Below are 17,942 nucleotides of genomic sequence, written 5' to 3' on the forward strand. Positions count from 1 at the left end.
AGGACGGCCACCGCAAGACCTCAACGTCCGCGCTCAACATCAAGATCCCTCAACTCTCCGCTGTGCGCGTCGACTCTGACGCCGGAAGCCGTCAGAACAGATTTCACTGTTGCAAGCAGGATGCGCGCATCCAGGCTCGCGGACAGCTGGCGAACGTACTGCACGTCGAAAGCAAGGCGCGAATCCCACCCTAAATCGTTCCTCCCCCTGACCTGCGCAAGTCCGGTAATCCCAGGGCGGACGGTGTGCCGGATTCGCTCCTCCCCGCGGTAACAGGGCAGGTATCGAACGAGGAGCGGGCGAGGACCGACAAAACTCATCTCGCCCCGAAGCACATTGATCAACTGTGGAATTTCATCGAGCGACGCCTCGCGAACTATACGGCCCAGCGCCGTAAGACGTTCGGCATCGGGGAGCGGTTCAAATCCATCGTTTGGAATATCGCTCATGGTCTTGAACTTAACGATGCGAAAGTTCTGTTCGCGGAAGCCGATCCGTTCCTGCACAAAAAACGGACTCCCCCGATGCGCAATCGCCAACGCGAGGGCGAGTAAGAACGTGATCGGGGCGGTTATGACAATCAGAACCGCCGCCCCTAACAGATCGAGAATTCGTTTGACTGGCCGGTACATCACCGCGCTCCACCCCGGTTGCCCGCAACAACGCCAACGAGTATGCGTTCAATGGCGTCGACTCCGGCCGCGGACGTCATGTGGTCTTCATAAAACCGCTGCGCCCGGGACCCCATGTCTCGACGGTCGCGAAACGACATCGAGTAGGCGGCCCGGAATGCCCCGGCGATGGAATCAACATCGCCGGGCGCCGCGGTGAGTCCCAGACCGTGATCCTTCACTAGCTCGGTGACGTCACCGCCGACCGCGGCGATGACGGGCACGCCGTGAGCGAGGCTGGTCTGAAGTTTCGACGGGATCGTCCCCCGGAAAATTTCCAGGCTCTTCAGCGACACCATTTGAAAATCAGATTCCGCGTAGACAGCGGACATCTCAGAGGGATCGACACGGTCTCGGAACTCGACTGACGTCGTGCCCAGACTCGCAGCCAGACGCAGCAATTCCTTTTTTGCGACACCCGTGCCGACGATTACGAGGCGGAATCCTCGAAGATCCTCAACCTGATGCGCCGCACGGATCACGTTTGCCAGGTCCTGTAGGCGTCCAACATTGCCCGCATACGTCACTGTCAGTCCAGGAGCCAAATCGGGTGATACAGGGGAAGCTTCTGGACGCCTCACCCCCAGGAGCTCATCGCCGTTCGTCCAGTTGTACACGGTGTGCAGGCGCTCAGCTGAGACCCCACGTGCGCACAGCAGTCGCCCCATGGTTGGTGCGATGGCGACCGTCGCGGCAGCGGAGCGATAGGTGAACTCCAGCCAGGGAACGAGGATGGCATCGATGGCCCGCCTGAGCGCTTTTCCCGGCACCATCGACGATTCCGTAATCGATTCCGGCCACAGGTCCTGTACGTGCAGGACAAACGGTAGTCGGAGGGTTCGACGCCACACCAGCGGTGCAATCGACGCGGTCATCTGGCTTGCATACACGTAGATCACGTCCGCCTGAGCGACGTATCGCCCGGCCCCGAGCGTGCCAAACGCAAAGCTCAGGTAATTGGCGATTCGGCCAAACGGATTCTGCGAGTGGCTTATGAAAATCGGCACGCGTTTAACGTCAACCGCGCCGTCCATCTCCCTGTGCGTGAGCCGTTGGCGATATCCGGGATAGAGATGACCCTCGGGAAAATTCGGGTAGCCGGTGACAACGCGAACCGAATGTCCGCGCGCTGCCAACCCCGCCGCGAGTGTGCTGGAGATCTTGGCGTCCTCCGGTTTGTAGTACTGGCTGACTATGACGATCTTCATGACGCACGCGAGAGAAACGTGGTGAGTCGACCGATCACCCAAGCGATCTCGGCCTGGGACAGCGCCGAACCGCTCGGCAGTATCAGGCACGTCTGGAAGAGACGCTCAGCATTGCCGTTTGTCAGCGCAGGAGCCGACGCGAAAACGGGCTGGAGGTGCATCGGCTTCCACAACGGGCGAGTTTCAATTTCGTCAGCGCGCAGGAAAGCCCCCAGGTCCGAGCGAGACCAACCAGTCCGCGCAGAATCGATGACGATGGCGGTGAGCCAGCAGTTGTCTTCGTGATCATCCACACCGCCGAAGATCTCGACGCCGTCTACGCCAAGGAATAGCTGCCGATACCGATCGCGCATCGCGCGCCGCCGGCGGATCATCTCATCGAGACGCGAGAACTGCGCGCGACCGAGGCCAGCCAGGAGGTTGCTCATTCCGTAGTTGTAACCGATGTCGACGTGCTCGTAATGCGCCACCGGCTGGCGCGCCTGGCCGGCGAGGTACCGAGTGTGCGCGGCGAGACCGGCGTCATCGGTCAGCAGCATGCCGCCGACCGAAGTGGTCATGATTTTGTTTCCGTTGAAGGACGTGGCGGAGGCGCGCCCACCGGATCCGGCCGGACGCCCTCGGTGCTTCGCTCCGAAAGATTCCGCAGCATCCACTAACACTGGGACACCATACTCCGCCGCGATGGCACAGATCTCGGTGTAATTGGCGGCCTTGCCCAGCAGGTCGACGGGCACGATGGCCCCGATTTTCTGGCCGCTTCCCGAGAGCCGCTCAAGGGACTGACGGAGCAAGGTCGGATCCATGTTGCCGGTTTCGAGCTCGCAATCGATAAAGCTCGGCGCGGCCCCCGTGTAGACGATGGCGTTGGCCGTGGCCGCGAACGTCATCGTCGCCGTGAGCACCACGTCCCCCGGCCCAACGCCGAGTCCGAGCAGTCCCAGATGCAGGGCAGCGGTCCCCGAGCTGAGCGCAACAGCGTGTTTGACACCGACGCACGCAGCAAGCTCGAGCTCGAACGCATCCACATCGGGGCCAAGGGGAGCTATCCATCCCGACCGCATCGCGGCCATCACGTACTTCTCTTCGAGGTCACCGACGTCGGGCGAGGAAATGTAGATGCGGTTTGTCATAGACCAGCACCGCCTCGAGGATCATGCTTGGTCCAGGTGCCTTTATGCGTCGTCCGGCGCGAAACCGATCGCAGAATTGCTTCAATCTGAGCAACACCGCTGTCGATCGACATTAAACGGCTGTAGCACTGTCTTGCCGTCTCTCCCATGCGCGCTCTCTGTTCCGGCTCCAGTTCCGTGGCTCGAATGAACGCCTTGGCGAGCTGATCTGAATTTTCTGGATCGCACGCAAAACCAATTCCGTTGGCTCGAACGAGTGTCTCCACGTCCCCGCGCACCGTGCTAATTACCGGGATTCCATGTGAGAGGCTCTCCTGGAGCTTCGACGGGATCGTGCCGTCAAATATCTCAAGATTCTTGAGCGAAACGATTTGAAAGTCAGACTCGGCGTGAATCTCTCCCATATCCTCGGGTGCTACCCGGCCGGTGAAGGTGACGTTGCGTGCGTCCAGACGCCTGGCCAATTCCCGCAGTCTCTTTTCCGCAACACCGGAGCCGACAATCCTCACTCGGAGGTTGGGGATGTGCTTCACCGAGTTGGCCGCCTCGATCACGGTGTCCAGGCTCTGATAGTCCCCAAGATTTCCCGCGTAGACAATCGATACCTGGTCTGATGACGAGATTTTCTTCGATCCGATCTCCGACTCGCTGGCGTCGGGCTCGGTGGCCGCCCAATTGAGGACGGTGTGCATACGATTCTGTGGGACGCCGCGTTCGACCAGCATGCGAGCCATCGACGGCGCGATCGCGATGGTCGCAGCCGCTGTGCGGTAAAGGAAACGCAACCAGGGGTTCAGCAGTCCTCCGATCGCGCGCTTCGCGATACCGGCGCTCACCATGGACGAGCCGGTCACGGATTCGGGCCACAGGTCCTGAATGTGCAGCACGTAGGGTGTCCGAAAGAGCACGTGCCACAGCGAGGGGCCAATGGCTGGAGTCATCTGCGTGGCGTACACGTAAACCACGTCGGCGGAACGCACCCATCGCCACGCCAAAGCTGCGCTCCCGGCGAATGTCAGGTAGTTTGCCATCCGAGCGACGGGGTTGTAGCTGTGGCTGATGACGAGTGGCACGCGTCGCAGCTGGACGCCGTCCAGATTCTCGACGTGGTTCCATCGTTGCTGGTACCCCGGAAAGAGGCCGCCGTCTGGGTAGTTCGGGAAGCCGGTTATTACCCGCACCTCGTGACCGAGCGCCGCGAGACGGCGAGCGAGCGTATCGGGAATTCGAATGACTTCGGGCGCGTAATACTGAGTGACGATCGCAATCCTCATCGCGTCCTTTCGTGAGGACAACCGCTCCTCTCCGAGATACCAGGCAACCGTGCGTCGGATCGATGCCGCGAACTCGAATGGCGGTTCCCACTTCCAGCCGGTTGAGCTGGATCCAGCCTGAACCTCGAGCGACTCTGCGAGCCGCTCGATGATCGCCGATCGCCCGGTAACTCTCCCGGCAAGTCGCAGCAGTGCAAGGGGGCAAGGAAAGAGTCGACTTGTCTTTTTCATCGCGGTGCTTATCTCTCGGAAGAGCTGCGCAGTTGACGGGCTGAATTGGTCTCCGGCCAATACGAGTGCACCGGCGGCACTGATGTCGGACGCACTTTTTTCGAGAAGGTCGACGAGATTCCATACCGAAGTCATCGTGCGGCGGTTGCGAACGCTCCCGAGCGGAAGTGGCAACCCTCGGCGAGCGAGTGCCAGCGTCTTGGCGAAGTTTCCACCAACGGACGGCCCGTACACCAGCGGGCTCCGCACGATGACGATATCGAGGCCGGTCTCGTGCTCCACCTCCCGAAGGGTCATCTCAGCCTCGTGCTTTGAAATGGCGTACGGATCTTCGGGGCGCGGCTCGTCGAATGCAGTGTACGGCTTGCCGCTCGTCCCCTCGCCGTTCACCTTTATGCTGCTGAGGAACACCAACCGCGCAACTCCTTGTTGGGCTGCGGCACGGGCCAACGCTCCAGTTCCCGCCGTGTTCACCCGCCGAAACTCGGAAAGCGGGTCGGCTGCGGTGTCGTGCATCACGTGCACTCGAGCGGCCAGATGGATGACAACATCATTCCCCATGAGCAAGTCGGTCCACACCGTGTCTGGCCCGAGGTCCCCGATCACGACTTCGTTCGTTCCGGCAGGAGCCGCCCCGGCAGTCCGGACGGCAGCAGTGACTTCGTGGCCTGCCTCGACCAGATGAGAGCTCAGGTGACGCCCGACAAAGCCGTTGGCTCCGGTCACAAGAATCTTCATCAGACGCTCCCGTCCCCGCGTGCCGCGTCTCGTCGGTGTGATCCTCCGAGGGCGGAGGCAAACGACAAATATCCCGTCGCAGTCAGGATCATGAGTACTACCGCGACCCCCCATGTTTCGGGTGATACGGCAACCATCAGGCCCAGACTGGCGGTGCCCACACCGGCCATGGTCACGATCGATGCGACCTGTAAATGGGACAGACCGAGGTTGGCCAAGCGCTGGTAAGCATGACCGCGGTGCGCCTCGAACCACCGTTCACCACGAAGAACCCGTCCGAGAAGTGTCATGCCGGTGTCTGCAAGATAGATGAGTACCGGACCGACTACCGCGACGATGGGAACTCCCCTCGCAATCGCTGCGGCGGCGATGATGGCGATGCCTCCACCCAGCAGGTAGCTGCCCACATCGCCCAGGAACATCCCGCCATGCATCAGGTTCCATGGCAAGAAGCCGGCGAAGGCCACCGCCAAGATCCACCCCGCGGCGGTGAGCCACGGCGCATCTGCGATTATGCCCAGAGCGCCATACGCAGCCCCGACAACCGTTCCATGCAGGCCGGAGATACCGTTCACCCCGTCCATGAAGTTGGCCGCGTTAATGTAACCGGCGATTCCGACCGCGTAAAGCGCCGCCGCCCACCAGGAGCCGCCGATGTACGCGGCAATCGCGAAGGCGCCGACGAGGCCAATTGCCAGCTGCCCTCCGGCGCGGACCACAACCGCTAGCCCACGGATATCTTCGGCCAGTCCCAGGAGTCCTGCCGCGAGCGACACACTGACAATCACGATGAACTCAGGCCAATGCGCTGAATCAGGAGAGCCGATGAGAAGGATCCCGTAGCCGACCAGGATCGCCATCAGGGGAGCCAGCCCCACACCACGGACGACTGGGTGACTATGCAATGACCTCGAATTGGGAACGTCAATGACGCCCATTCGAAGCAGTATCGGCTTGAGCACGGCCGGGGCCAGCAGGCTCACGACGAGGACTGCGGCCAGCGTGATCACAATGAACAGGATCATGCGCGATCCGTCGCACCCGTGCCGGTGCGTCGTTCCTCCTGCTCATATCGACAGCGTTCTTCCCACCCGGCCCTGTCTAGATGGTGCGGTGAGATCGGATTGATCGATGCGTGAGAAATCTTGGGGTGCACGGGAGGCTCATTCGATTCGTTGTCGCCGAGGAGTTCCTCGTGGAGCTTCTCGCCTACGCGCAAGCCGGTGTACACGATCGCGATGTCTTTGCCCGACATATTGATCATGCGGCGCGCAACATCCAGTATCTTCACCGGCTCGCCCATGTCGAGGATGAGCACCTCGGCGGGGCGACCAATGCCACCCGCTTGCACGAGCAGCTGGCAGGCCTCGGGAATCGTCATGAAGTATCGCGTGACATCGGGGTGCGTTATCGTCAACGGCCCCCCTGCCTCGATGAGCGAGGTGAACGTCGGCAGCATTGAGCCGCGGCTGCCGATTACATTGCCAAAACGAACCGAGACGTATGTCCGCCCGGTCTCCAGGGCAGCCCACGCCGTGAGCCTCTCGGCCACGCGTTTGGAGTGGCCGAGCACGCTGGAAGGATTCGCGGCCTTGTCGGTTGAGATGTTGACGAATGTGGTGACGCCGACCGCACGAGCCGCCTCCAAAACGTTGAGCGTGCCGAGCACATTGGTCTTCCATGCTTCGTCGGGATATTGCTCGAGCAGGGGCAAGTGTTTGAGGGCGGCGGCGTGAAACACCACCTCGGGCTTCCGACCCTCAAAGATGACTTTTAAGGCCGCGGGGTCACGAATGTCCGCCAATACGACATCGTCGGTATCGAGCAATCCATGTCCCAGAATTGAGATCTGTACACTCTGCAGGCCTGTTTCGTCCCGGTCTAGCATCATGAGCTCGCTGGGGCCGAACTTGTGAATCTGGCGGCAGAGTTCTGATCCGATGGACCCGCCGGCACCCGTGACCAGCACCCTCTTGCCGGCTAAGTAGCCAGCGATCGATTCGACGTTAGTGTCAACGGAGTGCCGACCGATGAGATCTTCGATGGAAATATCGCCGAGGTCTTTGAGGCGCGATTTGCCTTCGAGTACATCCTGAAATGGTGGCAGGACCTTCACCTGAAGCCCTGCGTCAATCGCCGCATCGGTAATATCTCGCAGCAATGCCGCGTCCGCTCTGGCAATCGTCACAATGAGGGTTGTCGCACCGGTGGCTTTCGCGGCTCCGGCGAGCATGTCCCGGGTACCGAGCACGCGCACGCCATCCAACCAAACGTTTCGCTTCAGGGGGTCATCGTCGATCAGCCCAACCGGGAGAAATGGCGACTGGCTGTCGGTCTTCATCCGGCGCACGATTACCGCCCCCAGATAGCCAGCACCGTACACGAGAGCCGGGTGGGCACCATCGTTTGGAGCGAGCGAGCGTTCACCGAGGAGGCGTTTGACGTAGCGCACGCCGCCCATCAATACGAACGCGATAGGAAGTGCGATGACGACGGTGCTGCGCGGAATCTGAAGCGTCATGCCAAAGACCACGATGGGTGCCCCGAGAACGACCGATACCAACAGTACGGCCCAGAACAGGGCACGCACCTCGGCGAAACTGCCGTAGGCGTGGCGCCCCCGATAGAGAAAGAACAGCGATCCGACGCCGAACTGCACGACACACGCCGCCACGCACAATGTCAACAGCGGGAGCCAGGATATTGCCGAAAGGTTGAAATCGTAACGCAGAATCACGGCGAAAATAAGGGCAACGCCCCAGGCAGCATCATCCAGTGCGTACTGCGCACCAAAGCGCACCCAGGGCTTGGCCCGCCGCAGGGGAAGCGTTTTACCATTAGGGGAATGTTTTATGGGCACGGGACCCCTTTCACGGCTTAACGTACCCCGCATCCTCCCCGTTCGGGGGCTAGCGCAAAGCCGTCTTTATTTGGTAAGACGGTCGCGTCACTGTCGCGGACAGGCGAAAGAGCGACAGGACCGACTCGACTGCCGGCACCAGCTGCCGGGCCGATTCGGCATACACATCATCGCCGTGAGAATACGGGTCGACCACGTCGTCGTCCTCGGCTAAGGCTGCCAGCGCAACGACACCTCGCTGCGACGCTGCCAGGTCCCGGAGCGTACAGAAACGGGCCGTGGCATCATGGACGGGCAGTGCAGCCGCTGCGCCAAGATCGGACTCGGTCACGCCGCCGATGAGACGCGCGAACTCGCGGATGGTAAAGGTGTAGCGGACGGCGCGTGGCACGAGCTCCGCGACGGCGCGACGATGCTCGCGTGACATCGCGAACACGAGGTTCGCCGCATTGATCTGCTGGGCGGTGAGTTTCCGAGCAACATGGCCGGATGGGTCCCCGCCGAACTGATGGGACAGTGCGGCGGCCTGCTCAGTCATCCGCTCCCCGGTCAGACCGATCGTCCCGGAACTGGCCACGGAAACGTGTGGCCACTGGGCCAGCCCGGCCCGGAGAAGCTGCTCAGCCATCGGCGATCGACAGATATTGCCCGAACAGACCGTGAGGATGGCAAAGTCCACCATCAGCCGCGTCTGCGATTCATTTTGTGGAGTCGCCGATGCGTCTTGTGCCCTCCCCGATGGTCCTGGATCGCCTCGACGGGGAGAGGGTCACTATCGCCGTGACGGGTGCCGTAGGTGTACGAGCCGTAACCATACGTGCCCTGACCCTTGCCAGGAAGCATGGTGATGATCACGCCCACCAAGTGGCTGTCCACGCGCTCAAGTGCGCGCACCGCGGCGGCCAGCTCAGTGCGCGTCGTGCGCCCGGAGGCCACCACCATCAGTGCGCCACCGCACAGCTTGCTCAGCACCGCAGCATCCGTGACCAAGAGCAGCGGCGTCGCATCCACGAGCACAATGTCGAACTGCTCCGTCAGAGTTGCCAGCAGACGAACCATGGCAGCGGAGCCGAGAATCTCACTGGGATTCGGTGGCACGCGACCACTGGGCAACACAAACAGCTCTCCCGTGCCCCATTTCTGAAGGACGTCAGCAAGTTTGGCTCGACCGATGAGCACATCGGTGAGTCCGACGCCGCCCTCGATTTCCATGTAGTGAGCCAAGCGGGACTTCCGCAGGTCTCCATCGACCAGGGCGACTCGCGCCCCCGTCTCCGCCAGCGCGATGGCCAAGTTGGCGACCGTCGTACTCTTACCCTCGGCGGGAATTGAGCTTGTGACGACAAAACTGCGCGGACCGCCTTCGACACTGACAAACTGCAGGTTGGTACGAAGGGTTCGGAAGGATTCTGCCAGTGCATTCTTCGGGTCGGCGTGCACCACCAGCGGGCGTTTCTTGACCTCGGGGTCGAAGGTGATGGCACCGAGCATTGGCGCGTCGGTGACAACCTCAATGTCGCGCAGACCACGAATACGCGTGTCGAGCACGCTGCGCAGAATGGCGATGCCGCATCCGATCGCCAGACCGACCACCAGGCCAATCGCAAGGTTCAACGGGACCTTCGGGCTGGTCGGCAGCCGCGGTACGAGCGCGGGCTGGATGGTCTCGATCTTGACCGGGCTGGCCTCTTCTCCATCCAGCTTTTCCAGCTGGTCGACCACAATTCGGCCAAAATTCTTTCCAACGGAGTTCGCGATTTCAGCCGCGAGCACCGGATCTTCATTGGTCACCTTTATGTCGATAAGGACGGTATCGAGGGGGGATGAGGCATCGATCGTCAGCGCGAGCTGAGCCGCTGTGAGATTGAGGTTTAATTCGTCAATGACATCGTCCAGCACGACGGCGCTGTTGACGACTTCGACATACGAGGTCACCGCCTGGCGGGCGAAGGTCGTGCCCTGCGCCAGCTCGGTGGTGCCGCCACTTGCTGCCGTCCGGACCGAGACGTAAAGTCGAGTGGAAGCGACGTACTGGGGAGTGGTGATGAAGGACAATGCCGCCCCGCCGGCGATACCCAGCAGGGTGCAAACGGTGATGAGGATCCAGCTCGTTCGGAAAGTCCTGAGGAAGTCTTTCAGTTCCACGCGGCAGCCTCCGATGGGTACACTCAACAGCGATACAACTGAAAGAAATCCTCACTATATAGCGACAGGCGCCAAATAGCGACACCTCCGCGACGCCCAAATCTTCACGCTGCGCGGGTGCACGCTTGTTATCGACTGCCGCCTGCGAGGGAGCTCTGCATGCCGCGGATGCGACGGGCGAGTTCGGCTGCGGTGTCACCAACACGTTCGGCGAGCACCGACCGGTCGGCCTCGGGGATGTTTTCCTGCGGAAAGGTGACCGCGATGGCCGCGGCGGGCCAGCCGGCGTGGTCGCGCACCGCGACAGCGACGGATGCCATCCCCGCGGTGATCTCGCCGTCTTCGAGGGCGAAGCCATCCGTTTGCACGCGCGCAAGCAGCCGCCGCAGCTCGGTCGAGTTCTTCGGCCCCTGGCCATTGCGGGTAGAGAACGCTGCAGCATTGGGATAGAGCGCTCGCAGCTGGGCCGCCGGCAGTGCGGCCAGGAGTGCCCGCCCGCTCGCGGTGAGGTGACTGGGCAGACGCACGCCGACATCCGTCACCAGCGACGGCCGACGCGGGGCGCGTTCCTCGACCAGATAAATCACGTCACGGCCGTGCAGCACGACAAGGTGCGCACTCTCGCCGAGCCGATCGACGAGCTGCGCGATGAGCGGACGGCCCAGGTGCGAGAGCGGCTCCTGCCGTGAGAACCCCGTGCTCAGTTCGAACGCGGCGACCCCCAGACCGTAGCGACGTTCCTCCGGCAAATGCACCACAAAACCCCGCTCGGTAAGCACCGCGAGGAGTTGGTATACCGTCGAGCGCGGCAGGCCAAGGGACGTCGCGAGGGTGACAGCCGGCACCGGGCCGCGCTGAGTCGCCAGATGCGACAGTATGCGCAAAGCGCTATCCGCTGCGGGAACCTTCGACCGTGTCATCTGCTCGCCTCGGCTGTGACCAAAACACGTCTGTCCGAGATCCCGGACAGAAAGAGTCTATCTGTTGACCGCCGGACCGCTCCTTGGTGTCGAATCGAAGTATGACTCCCTCCAACGAATTCGTCACCGTCGGCACCGGACCGGTTTCCTTCGAGGACGTGGTCGCGGTCGCCCGCCGCGACGCCCGGATCGTGCTCGAACCGCAGTCGCTCGCTGGCGTCGACGCGACTCGACGGATCATCGACTCCCTCGCCGAAGACGCCGACCCGCACTACGGAATCTCCACCGGTTTCGGCGCCCTCGCCACGACCTTCATCACCCCCGACCGTCGCGCACAGCTACAGGCAAGCCTCGTGCGTTCACACGCCGCCGGCAGCGGCCCCGAAGTCGAACGCGAGGTCGTGCGCGCCCTTATGTTGTTGCGCCTGTCGACTCTGATGACCGGGCGAACCGGGGTTCGGCCGGCCACCGCCGAAACCTACGCCGCCGTACTGAACGCGCAGATCACCCCGGTCGTGCACGAATACGGATCGCTCGGCTGCTCCGGCGACCTCGCCCCGCTCGCGCACTGCGCCCTCGTCGTGATGGGCGAGGGACAGGCGCGGGATGCGACCGGTACCCTGCTCGGCGGAGGCGACGCCCTCGCCGCAGCCGGAATCGCGCCCGTCGTACTCGCCGAGAAGGAGGGCCTCGCCCTGATCAACGGCACAGACGGCATGCTCGGCATGCTCGTGCTCGCCCTCGATGACCTGGCCCGCCTGCTCACCACCGCCGACATCGCCGCGGCGATGAGCGTTGAAGCCCTGCTCGGAACGGATGCCGCATTCGCGGCCGATCTGCAGCAGCTGCGACCCCAGCTCGGCCAGGCCGACAGCGCCGCGAACCTACGCCGGCTGCTGCACGGCTCCGCACTGCTCGCGAGCCATGCCGGCCCGGAAGATACGTCGGTGCAGGACGCCTACTCGTTGCGTTGCGCCCCGCAGGTGCACGGCGCCGCTCGGGACACTGCCGCCCACGCCGCCCTCGTCGCCGGTCGCGAACTGGCCAGCGCCATCGACAACCCGGTCGTCACCGTCGACGGGCGCGTCTCCTCCAACGGGAACTTTCACGGCGCCCCACTCGGCTACGTGCTCGACTTTCTCGCCATAGCGTCGGCGGATGTCGCGAGCATGAGTGAGCGACGCACCGACCGTCACCTCGATGCAAGCCGCAGCAAGGGCCTGCCACCGTTTCTCGCGCACGAGGTGGGCGTGGACTCCGGGCTCATGATCGCGCAATACACGGCGGCCGGCATCGTGTCGGAGCTGAAGCGCCTCGCCGCGCCGGCATCCGTTGATTCGATTCCCTCCTCGGCGATGCAGGAGGACCACGTCTCGATGGGCTGGCACGCAGCGCGTAAGCTTCGCCGTTCGCTCGACGGACTCGGCCGGGTGCTCGCGATCGAAATCATGACCGCCGCGCGATCGCTCGACCTGAGGGCGCCGCTCACCCCGGCTGCGGCGACCGGAGCGGTGCGCGACCTCGTGCGCACCGTCGCTGCAGGCCCCGGGCACGACCGCTTTCTCTCCCCCGAAATCGAAGGCGTTGTGGGTCTCGTGGTGTCGGGCGCGGTGTGCTTGGCTGCCGGATCCGGATTGGCATAAAATTCGGCAAACCTTATAGCGACCTTGCACAACGCCTCCAACCCGTTGTAAGCACTGCGGCACCGTGCCATACTTGCGCCACGCTGGCCCGCCCGAGCCGCGTAAATCCATTACCCGAATGGATCAGGTGCCTCAATGTTGCTACCCGCCGCCCGCCGTCACACCGTTCGGCTTGGGCGCGCGAGACCACAGCGTCGGGCGCCGCGGGGCGCCACAGGTTGGCTGGTAGCGGTCGTCATCATGTCACTCGCGCTGTTCGGCGCACCGGTCGCGGCGAGCGCCGACGAGGTGCCCGTCGGCTCCCCCGCGAGCCCAGCACCAATCGCGACGGCGGAGCCGACCCCCACCGCAACGCCTACGCCTACGCCTACGCCAACGCCAACGCCTACGCCTGAACCGTCGACCACACCCACGCTCGAACCCGCACCCACGCCCGAACCAGCACTTGAGCCAATCGCCAGCCCTGCCCCACAACCGACAGCGGAACCGGCACCGGACGTCGAGTCCACACCCACACCAACACCAACACCCCTCCTAACGGAGGACCCCGCGCCGGAGCCAAGTGACGGCCCCATCCCGCCGGTGCCTGAAACCCCGCAACCAACCATTGAACCGACTGTCGATCCGGTTCCGGTCGCACCCACCGATTCCGTGGCGGCGGCTCAAGAAGCAGCCGCGACATCCGCTCAAGCGACGGCGACCGCCCGGGCGGCTGCTGCGCGAGCGCTCGCCGAACAGCGTGCCGCAGCAGAGCAGGTTGCAGCCCACCGCACTGCCGCCCAGGAACTCAGCATGGACCGGGCCGCAGCGCTGGCGACGGCCCTCACCCACTCCCAAACCACACAAGCCGCCCTCGACACCGCTCGCGGCGACCTGGAAGCAACCCGAGCAAGCCAGACGATCGCGCAGGGCCGCGCCACTCTCGTTCACCGCCTGGCCGTTGAGGCCTCGCAGCAAGCGAGCGTCTCCACCCGCAGCTTCGCCGTGCTCGCGCGCAAGCTCGCCCAACAACAAAACGGGGCCGGAATCGCCGATGTCTTTCTCGGCGGGCACTCGCTCGGCAACGTGCTCGACCAACTCAGCACGCTCGACCAGCTGGACCGCGTGACCGACAACATCGAGACGATCAAAGCCCAGGCCGAAGCGGACCAGGCGCGAGCAGACAAGCTGAGCCAGCAGGACACCGAGACGCGCGCCGCTGCGAGCTCAGTGCCGGTCGACGCGAGCCAGGCGACGCTCGACGCGGCCTCAAGCGACTTTGAGACGGCGAGTCTGGCGCTGGTCACCGCAGCATCGCAGGCGGCGAACGCCGCCGCAACCCTGGCAGCGCTCGATCTGCGCCCGATCATTCGCACCGACGTCGGCCAGCTTGGCGAGCAGGGTTGGGCCAACCCCGTGCACGGTGCAATAACGGATACCTACGGACCACGCCCGATACGCCCGCTCCCCGGAGTCGGCGCGTTCCACTACGGCACCGACATCGGGGCGGGCTGTCGGGCACCCGTCTTTGCAGCCACGTCCGGAATCGTGCGGGCAGCGAGCTCCGTAGGGAGTTACGGCAATTGGATCCTGATCGACCACGGGGAAGGCGTGCAGACGGGCTACGCCCACCTCACCAGCGGTGAAACCCTGGTCGCTGCCGGCGATCGGGTCACCGCTGGCCAGCAAATTGGCAGCGTCGGCAGTACCGGTCTGTCCACCGGCTGCCACTCCCACCTCGAGGTACGGGTCGACGGCGTGCGCATCGACCCGCAGACATTCTTTCTGAACCGCAGCGTCGTTCTCGGCGGCTGAAGCACGGCGCATCCGCCCGAACTTGCGGGTCCCTGAAAAAACAGGGCGGGACAGGGTCCGATTGGGGTGAATTCAGCGGGCCCGACGCAGAGCGCGGCGCTCTCGGGCGCCCTCGACCAATAGGTAGAGCACCGGAAGCACGATCAGGGTCAGCACAGTCGACGATACGAGCCCGCCGACGACCACGAGGGCGAGCGGCTGCGAGATGAATCCGCCGTGGCCGGTGAGGCCGATCGCCATCGGCAACAGGGCGAAGATGGTAGCGAGCGCCGTCATCAGAATGGGCCGCAGCCTGCGGCTCGCGCCAGCGACCAAGGCGTCGGACACCGACAGGCCGCGCCGCCGGTACTGGTTGACCAGGTCGACCAACACGATGGCGTTGGTCACCACGATTCCGATCAGCATGAGCACCCCGATCAGGGACGGCACGCCCAGCGGAATGCCGGTTACAACCTGGAGCGCAATCGCCCCGGTCGCCGCGAACGGCACCGACACGAGCAGCAGCAGCGGTTGCAGCAGCGACCGGAACGTTGCAACCATCACGATGTACACGATGAGAATGGCCACGAGCATGGCGACGCCGAGCTGTTGAAACGCCTCGGCCTGATCGGCGCTGACCCCGCCGAGCGTCGCGGTCGCTCCGGTCGGTAGCTTCGTGTCAACAAGCATCTGACTCAGCTGCGCGTTAGCCGCGCCCAGATCGTCGCTCGCGGGAGTCGCCGAAACGGTCGCCGTTCGCAGCCCCTTCGCCGTGGTGAGGGTGCTCGGCCCCTCGACCTGTTCGACGGTAGCGAGGGTATCCAGGGCCACCGATCCGGTGCGGGTCGGAATCTGCAGCGCCGCGAGATCAGCCGAGGTCGTCGGCGGCGACTGCGCCGACAGGTACACGGTCAGGTTGGTCTCGTCGATCACGATCGAGCCGATGGCGCTCGGCTGCATGGCCTGCGACACGAGGGTGCCGAGAGCAAATTCGCTCAACCCGACAGCAGCCGCAGCCTGCCGGTCGACCGTGACGGCCAGGTACGGCAGCGAGGCGGCGAGGGTGCTCGCACTCTCCCTGATGGCGGCGAGTTTCTGCACCGCGCTGAGAATGGAGGTCGTCGCGGTCTGCAGGTCGGCATCCGTTGCTGCCGTGACATCAACGGCGATATCGGAGGATGCCCCGAAACTGCTCGCGGCAGCCACCGAAATCTCGCCCACGTCGCCCAGTTCTGCGAGGGCCGTGCGCGCGTGGTTTTGCACCGCATCGGCGTTGGCGTCGTCGGCGGTGGTGATCGAATAGGTCACAGCGCTCGAGGCGGGCGCCCCGCCGCGAAAGGCGCTCGCTGCGCTTCCGCCACCGATGGACAGCTGCACGATGTCGATGCCGTCGAGGCCCTGCAGCGCGGTCTCGACCGAAGCGGATGCCGCATCCTGCGCCGCGAGACTGCTGCCCACCGGCAGCGTTTGCGTCACCCGAAAGGTGTTCTGCCCGGTTGACCCGAGAAAGTTCACCTTCATGAACGGCACGAGCGCACCCGTTCCGCCGAGCACGAGAACGGCCAGCAGCAAGGTCGCGACGGCATGCTTCAGAGTGAACCGAATGACCGGCAGGTAGCCCTTCTGCAGCCGTCCCGGATTCTCACCGACCGTGGCCGCCGCCGTGGGTGCAACTGCACCAGCCCGCCCGATTTCGCCCCGGGCCGGCTCGTTCGTTGGTTTCACGGTTGTCGGGGCTGCAACCGCCTCAAGGTCGCGTTCCTCGGGGCGTTCGGTGTCGGCGGCCACGACGGCTTTGGGCGCCCGCAGAAACCAGTACGCGAGCACGGGCACGATGGTCAACGCGACCAGCAGCGAGGCGAGCAGAGCGATCGTCACGGTCAGCGCGAAGGGGCGAAACAATTCCCCGGTCGATCCGCCAACGAAGGAGATCGGCAGGAACACCGTGACCGTCGTGACGGTCGAGGCCGTGATCGCTCCGGCCACTTCCCGGACCGCGAAGACGATCGTGGCGGCGCGGTCGGCGCCGGCAACAAGGTGCCGTTTGATGTTTTCAATGACCACGATCGAGTCGTCGACAACCCGGCCGATGGCGATCGTGAGTGCTCCGAGGGTGAGGATATTGAGCGAATAACCCACGCTCTGCAAGCCGATGAAGGTGATCAGCACCGAGGTCGGAATCGAGATGGCCGTGACCAGCGTTGCGCGCACCGAGAGTAGAAACAGGAGAATCACGATAACCGCGAAGCCGAGGCCGAGCAGGCCTTCCTGGGTGAGCGCGTCTATCGACTGCTGGATAAACGGCGCCTGGTCGAAGACGACCGTGAACGTGGCCGGCGCGACGGCCGCCTCGAGCTGCGGAAGCATGGCGCGCACCGCCTCGGAGACGTCGACGGTGTTGGCCGCAGGAATCTTGGTGACGGCAATGGTGAGAGCGGGTTCGCCGTTCACCCGGGAAATGCTCGTGACCGGGTTCTCAACGAGGTCGACAGTGGCGACATCGCCGATGGTCGTGGGAGCGTCATCCGCTGGGGTGGTAGCACCGGTGAAGCCGGCTGAGCTGGCAATGAGCGGCAGTGCCGCGATGTCGTCGACTGACCCGAGTGTCGAGCCCGCCTGTACCGACAGGGTCGTGTCGCCCTCGGTGATCGCGCCGGCCGGAAGAAGTGACCCGTTCTGCTGCAGCGCCGAAGTGATGTTTTGAGCGCTGAGCCCGCGCGCGGCGAGCTCGTCGATGTTGGGGGTGATCGTGACCCGGCGTCCGATGTCGCCGACAAGGGCGGCGCCGCGCACGCCGGCCACGTCGCGAATGTCGCCGAGCACGCTGCGTTTCAGTTCGTCGGCGAGCGCCGCGGTATCGCTCGACGCGACCGCAAGCGAGATCACCGGAAAGTCATCGATGCTTCCGCTGATCACCTGCGGGTCGACATCGGCCGGCAGCACGTTTTTAATGCGGTTGATGGCCTGGTCGATGCGGGATTCGGCCTTGACCAGGTCGGTACCGTAGGTGAAGGTGGCGCTCACCAGCGAGGAGTTGGTGTTGCTCGTCGTCGACGTCGTTTCGAGGCCGACCAGGCCCTGAATGGCGGTCTCGATCGGGGTAGACACGTCGTCATTAACGACCTGCGGCGAAGCACCCGGGTAGCTGGTCGACACGAGCAGCTGCGGAAGCTGCAGGGACGGAATCAGCTCCTGTTTGAGCCCGGTCAGGGCCAGACTGCCGAACACGGCCGCCACAATGGTGATGAGGGCGATCAGCGCCCGATTCTTCATGCTCACTACCGCGAGAAAATGCACCAACTCAGTATGCCAGTGCGTCACCTACGCCCGACCTTTAGACTGAATT

12 protein-coding genes are annotated in these 17,942 nt (G+C 63.8%); 2 read left to right on the plus strand and 10 right to left on the minus strand.

Annotated features, from left to right (window positions below):
* Positions 1–20: 20 nt before the first annotated feature.
* The 9 genes from E3T39_RS00055 to E3T39_RS00095 all read right to left on the minus strand — a co-directional run bounded on the left by E3T39_RS00055 (position 21) and on the right by E3T39_RS00095 (position 11,180).
* Positions 21–632 carry a sugar transferase gene (locus E3T39_RS00055; RefSeq protein ID WP_134512736.1) on the minus strand — a complete coding sequence of 204 codons (612 nt, stop codon included), beginning with the start codon at positions 630–632 and terminating at the stop codon, positions 21–23.
* Complete coding sequence (locus E3T39_RS00060) at positions 632–1,879, minus strand: glycosyltransferase family 4 protein (protein WP_134512737.1); 1,248 nt, start codon at positions 1,877–1,879, stop codon at positions 632–634. Before E3T39_RS00060 ends, E3T39_RS00055 begins: the two co-directional genes overlap by 1 nt.
* A complete protein-coding gene (locus tag E3T39_RS00065) occupies positions 1,876–3,012 on the minus strand; it encodes a DegT/DnrJ/EryC1/StrS family aminotransferase (protein WP_134512738.1) in 1,137 nt (378 codons plus the stop codon). Before E3T39_RS00065 ends, E3T39_RS00060 begins: the two co-directional genes overlap by 4 nt.
* Entirely contained in the window at positions 3,009–5,255 is a 2,247-nt protein-coding gene (locus tag E3T39_RS00070) for an NAD-dependent epimerase/dehydratase family protein (protein ID WP_198416066.1), read from the minus strand. The genes E3T39_RS00065 and E3T39_RS00070 overlap by 4 nt, the downstream gene beginning before the upstream one ends.
* Positions 5,255–6,280, minus strand: a complete 1,026-nt coding sequence (locus E3T39_RS00075) for an MraY family glycosyltransferase (RefSeq protein ID WP_134512740.1) — start codon at positions 6,278–6,280, stop codon at positions 5,255–5,257. Before E3T39_RS00075 ends, E3T39_RS00070 begins: the two co-directional genes overlap by 1 nt.
* Positions 6,277–8,115, minus strand: a complete 1,839-nt coding sequence (locus tag E3T39_RS00080) for a polysaccharide biosynthesis protein (RefSeq protein WP_241979420.1) — start codon at positions 8,113–8,115, stop codon at positions 6,277–6,279. Before E3T39_RS00080 ends, E3T39_RS00075 begins: the two co-directional genes overlap by 4 nt.
* 49 nt (positions 8,116–8,164) lie before the next feature.
* Complete coding sequence (locus E3T39_RS00085; RefSeq protein WP_134512742.1) at positions 8,165–8,797, minus strand: arsenate reductase/protein-tyrosine-phosphatase family protein; 633 nt, start codon at positions 8,795–8,797, stop codon at positions 8,165–8,167.
* A complete protein-coding gene (locus E3T39_RS00090; protein WP_134512743.1) occupies positions 8,797–10,260 on the minus strand; it encodes a tyrosine-protein kinase domain-containing protein in 1,464 nt (487 codons plus the stop codon). The genes E3T39_RS00085 and E3T39_RS00090 overlap by 1 nt, the downstream gene beginning before the upstream one ends.
* 128 nt (positions 10,261–10,388) lie before the next feature.
* Positions 10,389–11,180 carry an IclR family transcriptional regulator gene (locus tag E3T39_RS00095; protein ID WP_134512744.1) on the minus strand — a complete coding sequence of 264 codons (792 nt, stop codon included), beginning with the start codon at positions 11,178–11,180 and terminating at the stop codon, positions 10,389–10,391.
* A gap of 101 nt (positions 11,181–11,281) precedes the next feature.
* On the opposite strand from E3T39_RS00095, the gene hutH reads away from it, so the two are divergent.
* Positions 11,282–12,823 carry a histidine ammonia-lyase gene (gene hutH / locus E3T39_RS00100; protein ID WP_134512745.1) on the plus strand — a complete coding sequence of 514 codons (1,542 nt, stop codon included), beginning with the start codon at positions 11,282–11,284 and terminating at the stop codon, positions 12,821–12,823.
* 240 nt (positions 12,824–13,063) lie between these two features.
* Complete coding sequence (locus E3T39_RS00105; RefSeq protein ID WP_166783991.1) at positions 13,064–14,617, plus strand: M23 family metallopeptidase; 1,554 nt, start codon at positions 13,064–13,066, stop codon at positions 14,615–14,617.
* Positions 14,618–14,689: 72 nt separating this feature from the next.
* Here the strand turns inward: E3T39_RS00105 and E3T39_RS00110 are convergent, their stop codons facing one another.
* Positions 14,690–17,893 (minus strand): efflux RND transporter permease subunit, encoded by a 3,204-nt coding sequence (locus E3T39_RS00110; RefSeq protein WP_134512747.1) that lies wholly within the window; start codon positions 17,891–17,893, stop codon positions 14,690–14,692.
* Positions 17,894–17,942: the final 49 nt, after the last annotated feature.

The sequence above is a fragment of the Cryobacterium suzukii genome (assembly GCF_004403185.1).
GTDB lineage: Bacteria > Actinomycetota > Actinomycetes > Actinomycetales > Microbacteriaceae > Cryobacterium > Cryobacterium suzukii.

Coding starts and splice junctions, on each gene's coding strand:
- E3T39_RS00060 (WP_134512737.1), bottom strand. CDS start 1,879: ATGAAGATCGTCATAGTCAGCCAGTACTACAAACCGGAGGACGCCAAG.
- E3T39_RS00070 (WP_198416066.1), bottom strand. CDS start 5,255: ATGAAGATTCTTGTGACCGGAGCCAACGGCTTTGTCGGGCGTCACCTG.
- E3T39_RS00065 (WP_134512738.1), bottom strand. CDS start 3,012: ATGACAAACCGCATCTACATTTCCTCGCCCGACGTCGGTGACCTCGAA.
- E3T39_RS00075 (WP_134512740.1), bottom strand. CDS start 6,280: ATGATCCTGTTCATTGTGATCACGCTGGCCGCAGTCCTCGTCGTGAGC.
- E3T39_RS00055 (WP_134512736.1), bottom strand. CDS start 632: ATGTACCGGCCAGTCAAACGAATTCTCGATCTGTTAGGGGCGGCGGTT.
- E3T39_RS00085 (WP_134512742.1), bottom strand. CDS start 8,797: ATGGTGGACTTTGCCATCCTCACGGTCTGTTCGGGCAATATCTGTCGA.
- E3T39_RS00105 (WP_166783991.1), top strand. CDS start 13,064: ATGTCACTCGCGCTGTTCGGCGCACCGGTCGCGGCGAGCGCCGACGAG.
- hutH (WP_134512745.1), top strand. CDS start 11,282: ATGACTCCCTCCAACGAATTCGTCACCGTCGGCACCGGACCGGTTTCC.
- E3T39_RS00095 (WP_134512744.1), bottom strand. CDS start 11,180: ATGACACGGTCGAAGGTTCCCGCAGCGGATAGCGCTTTGCGCATACTG.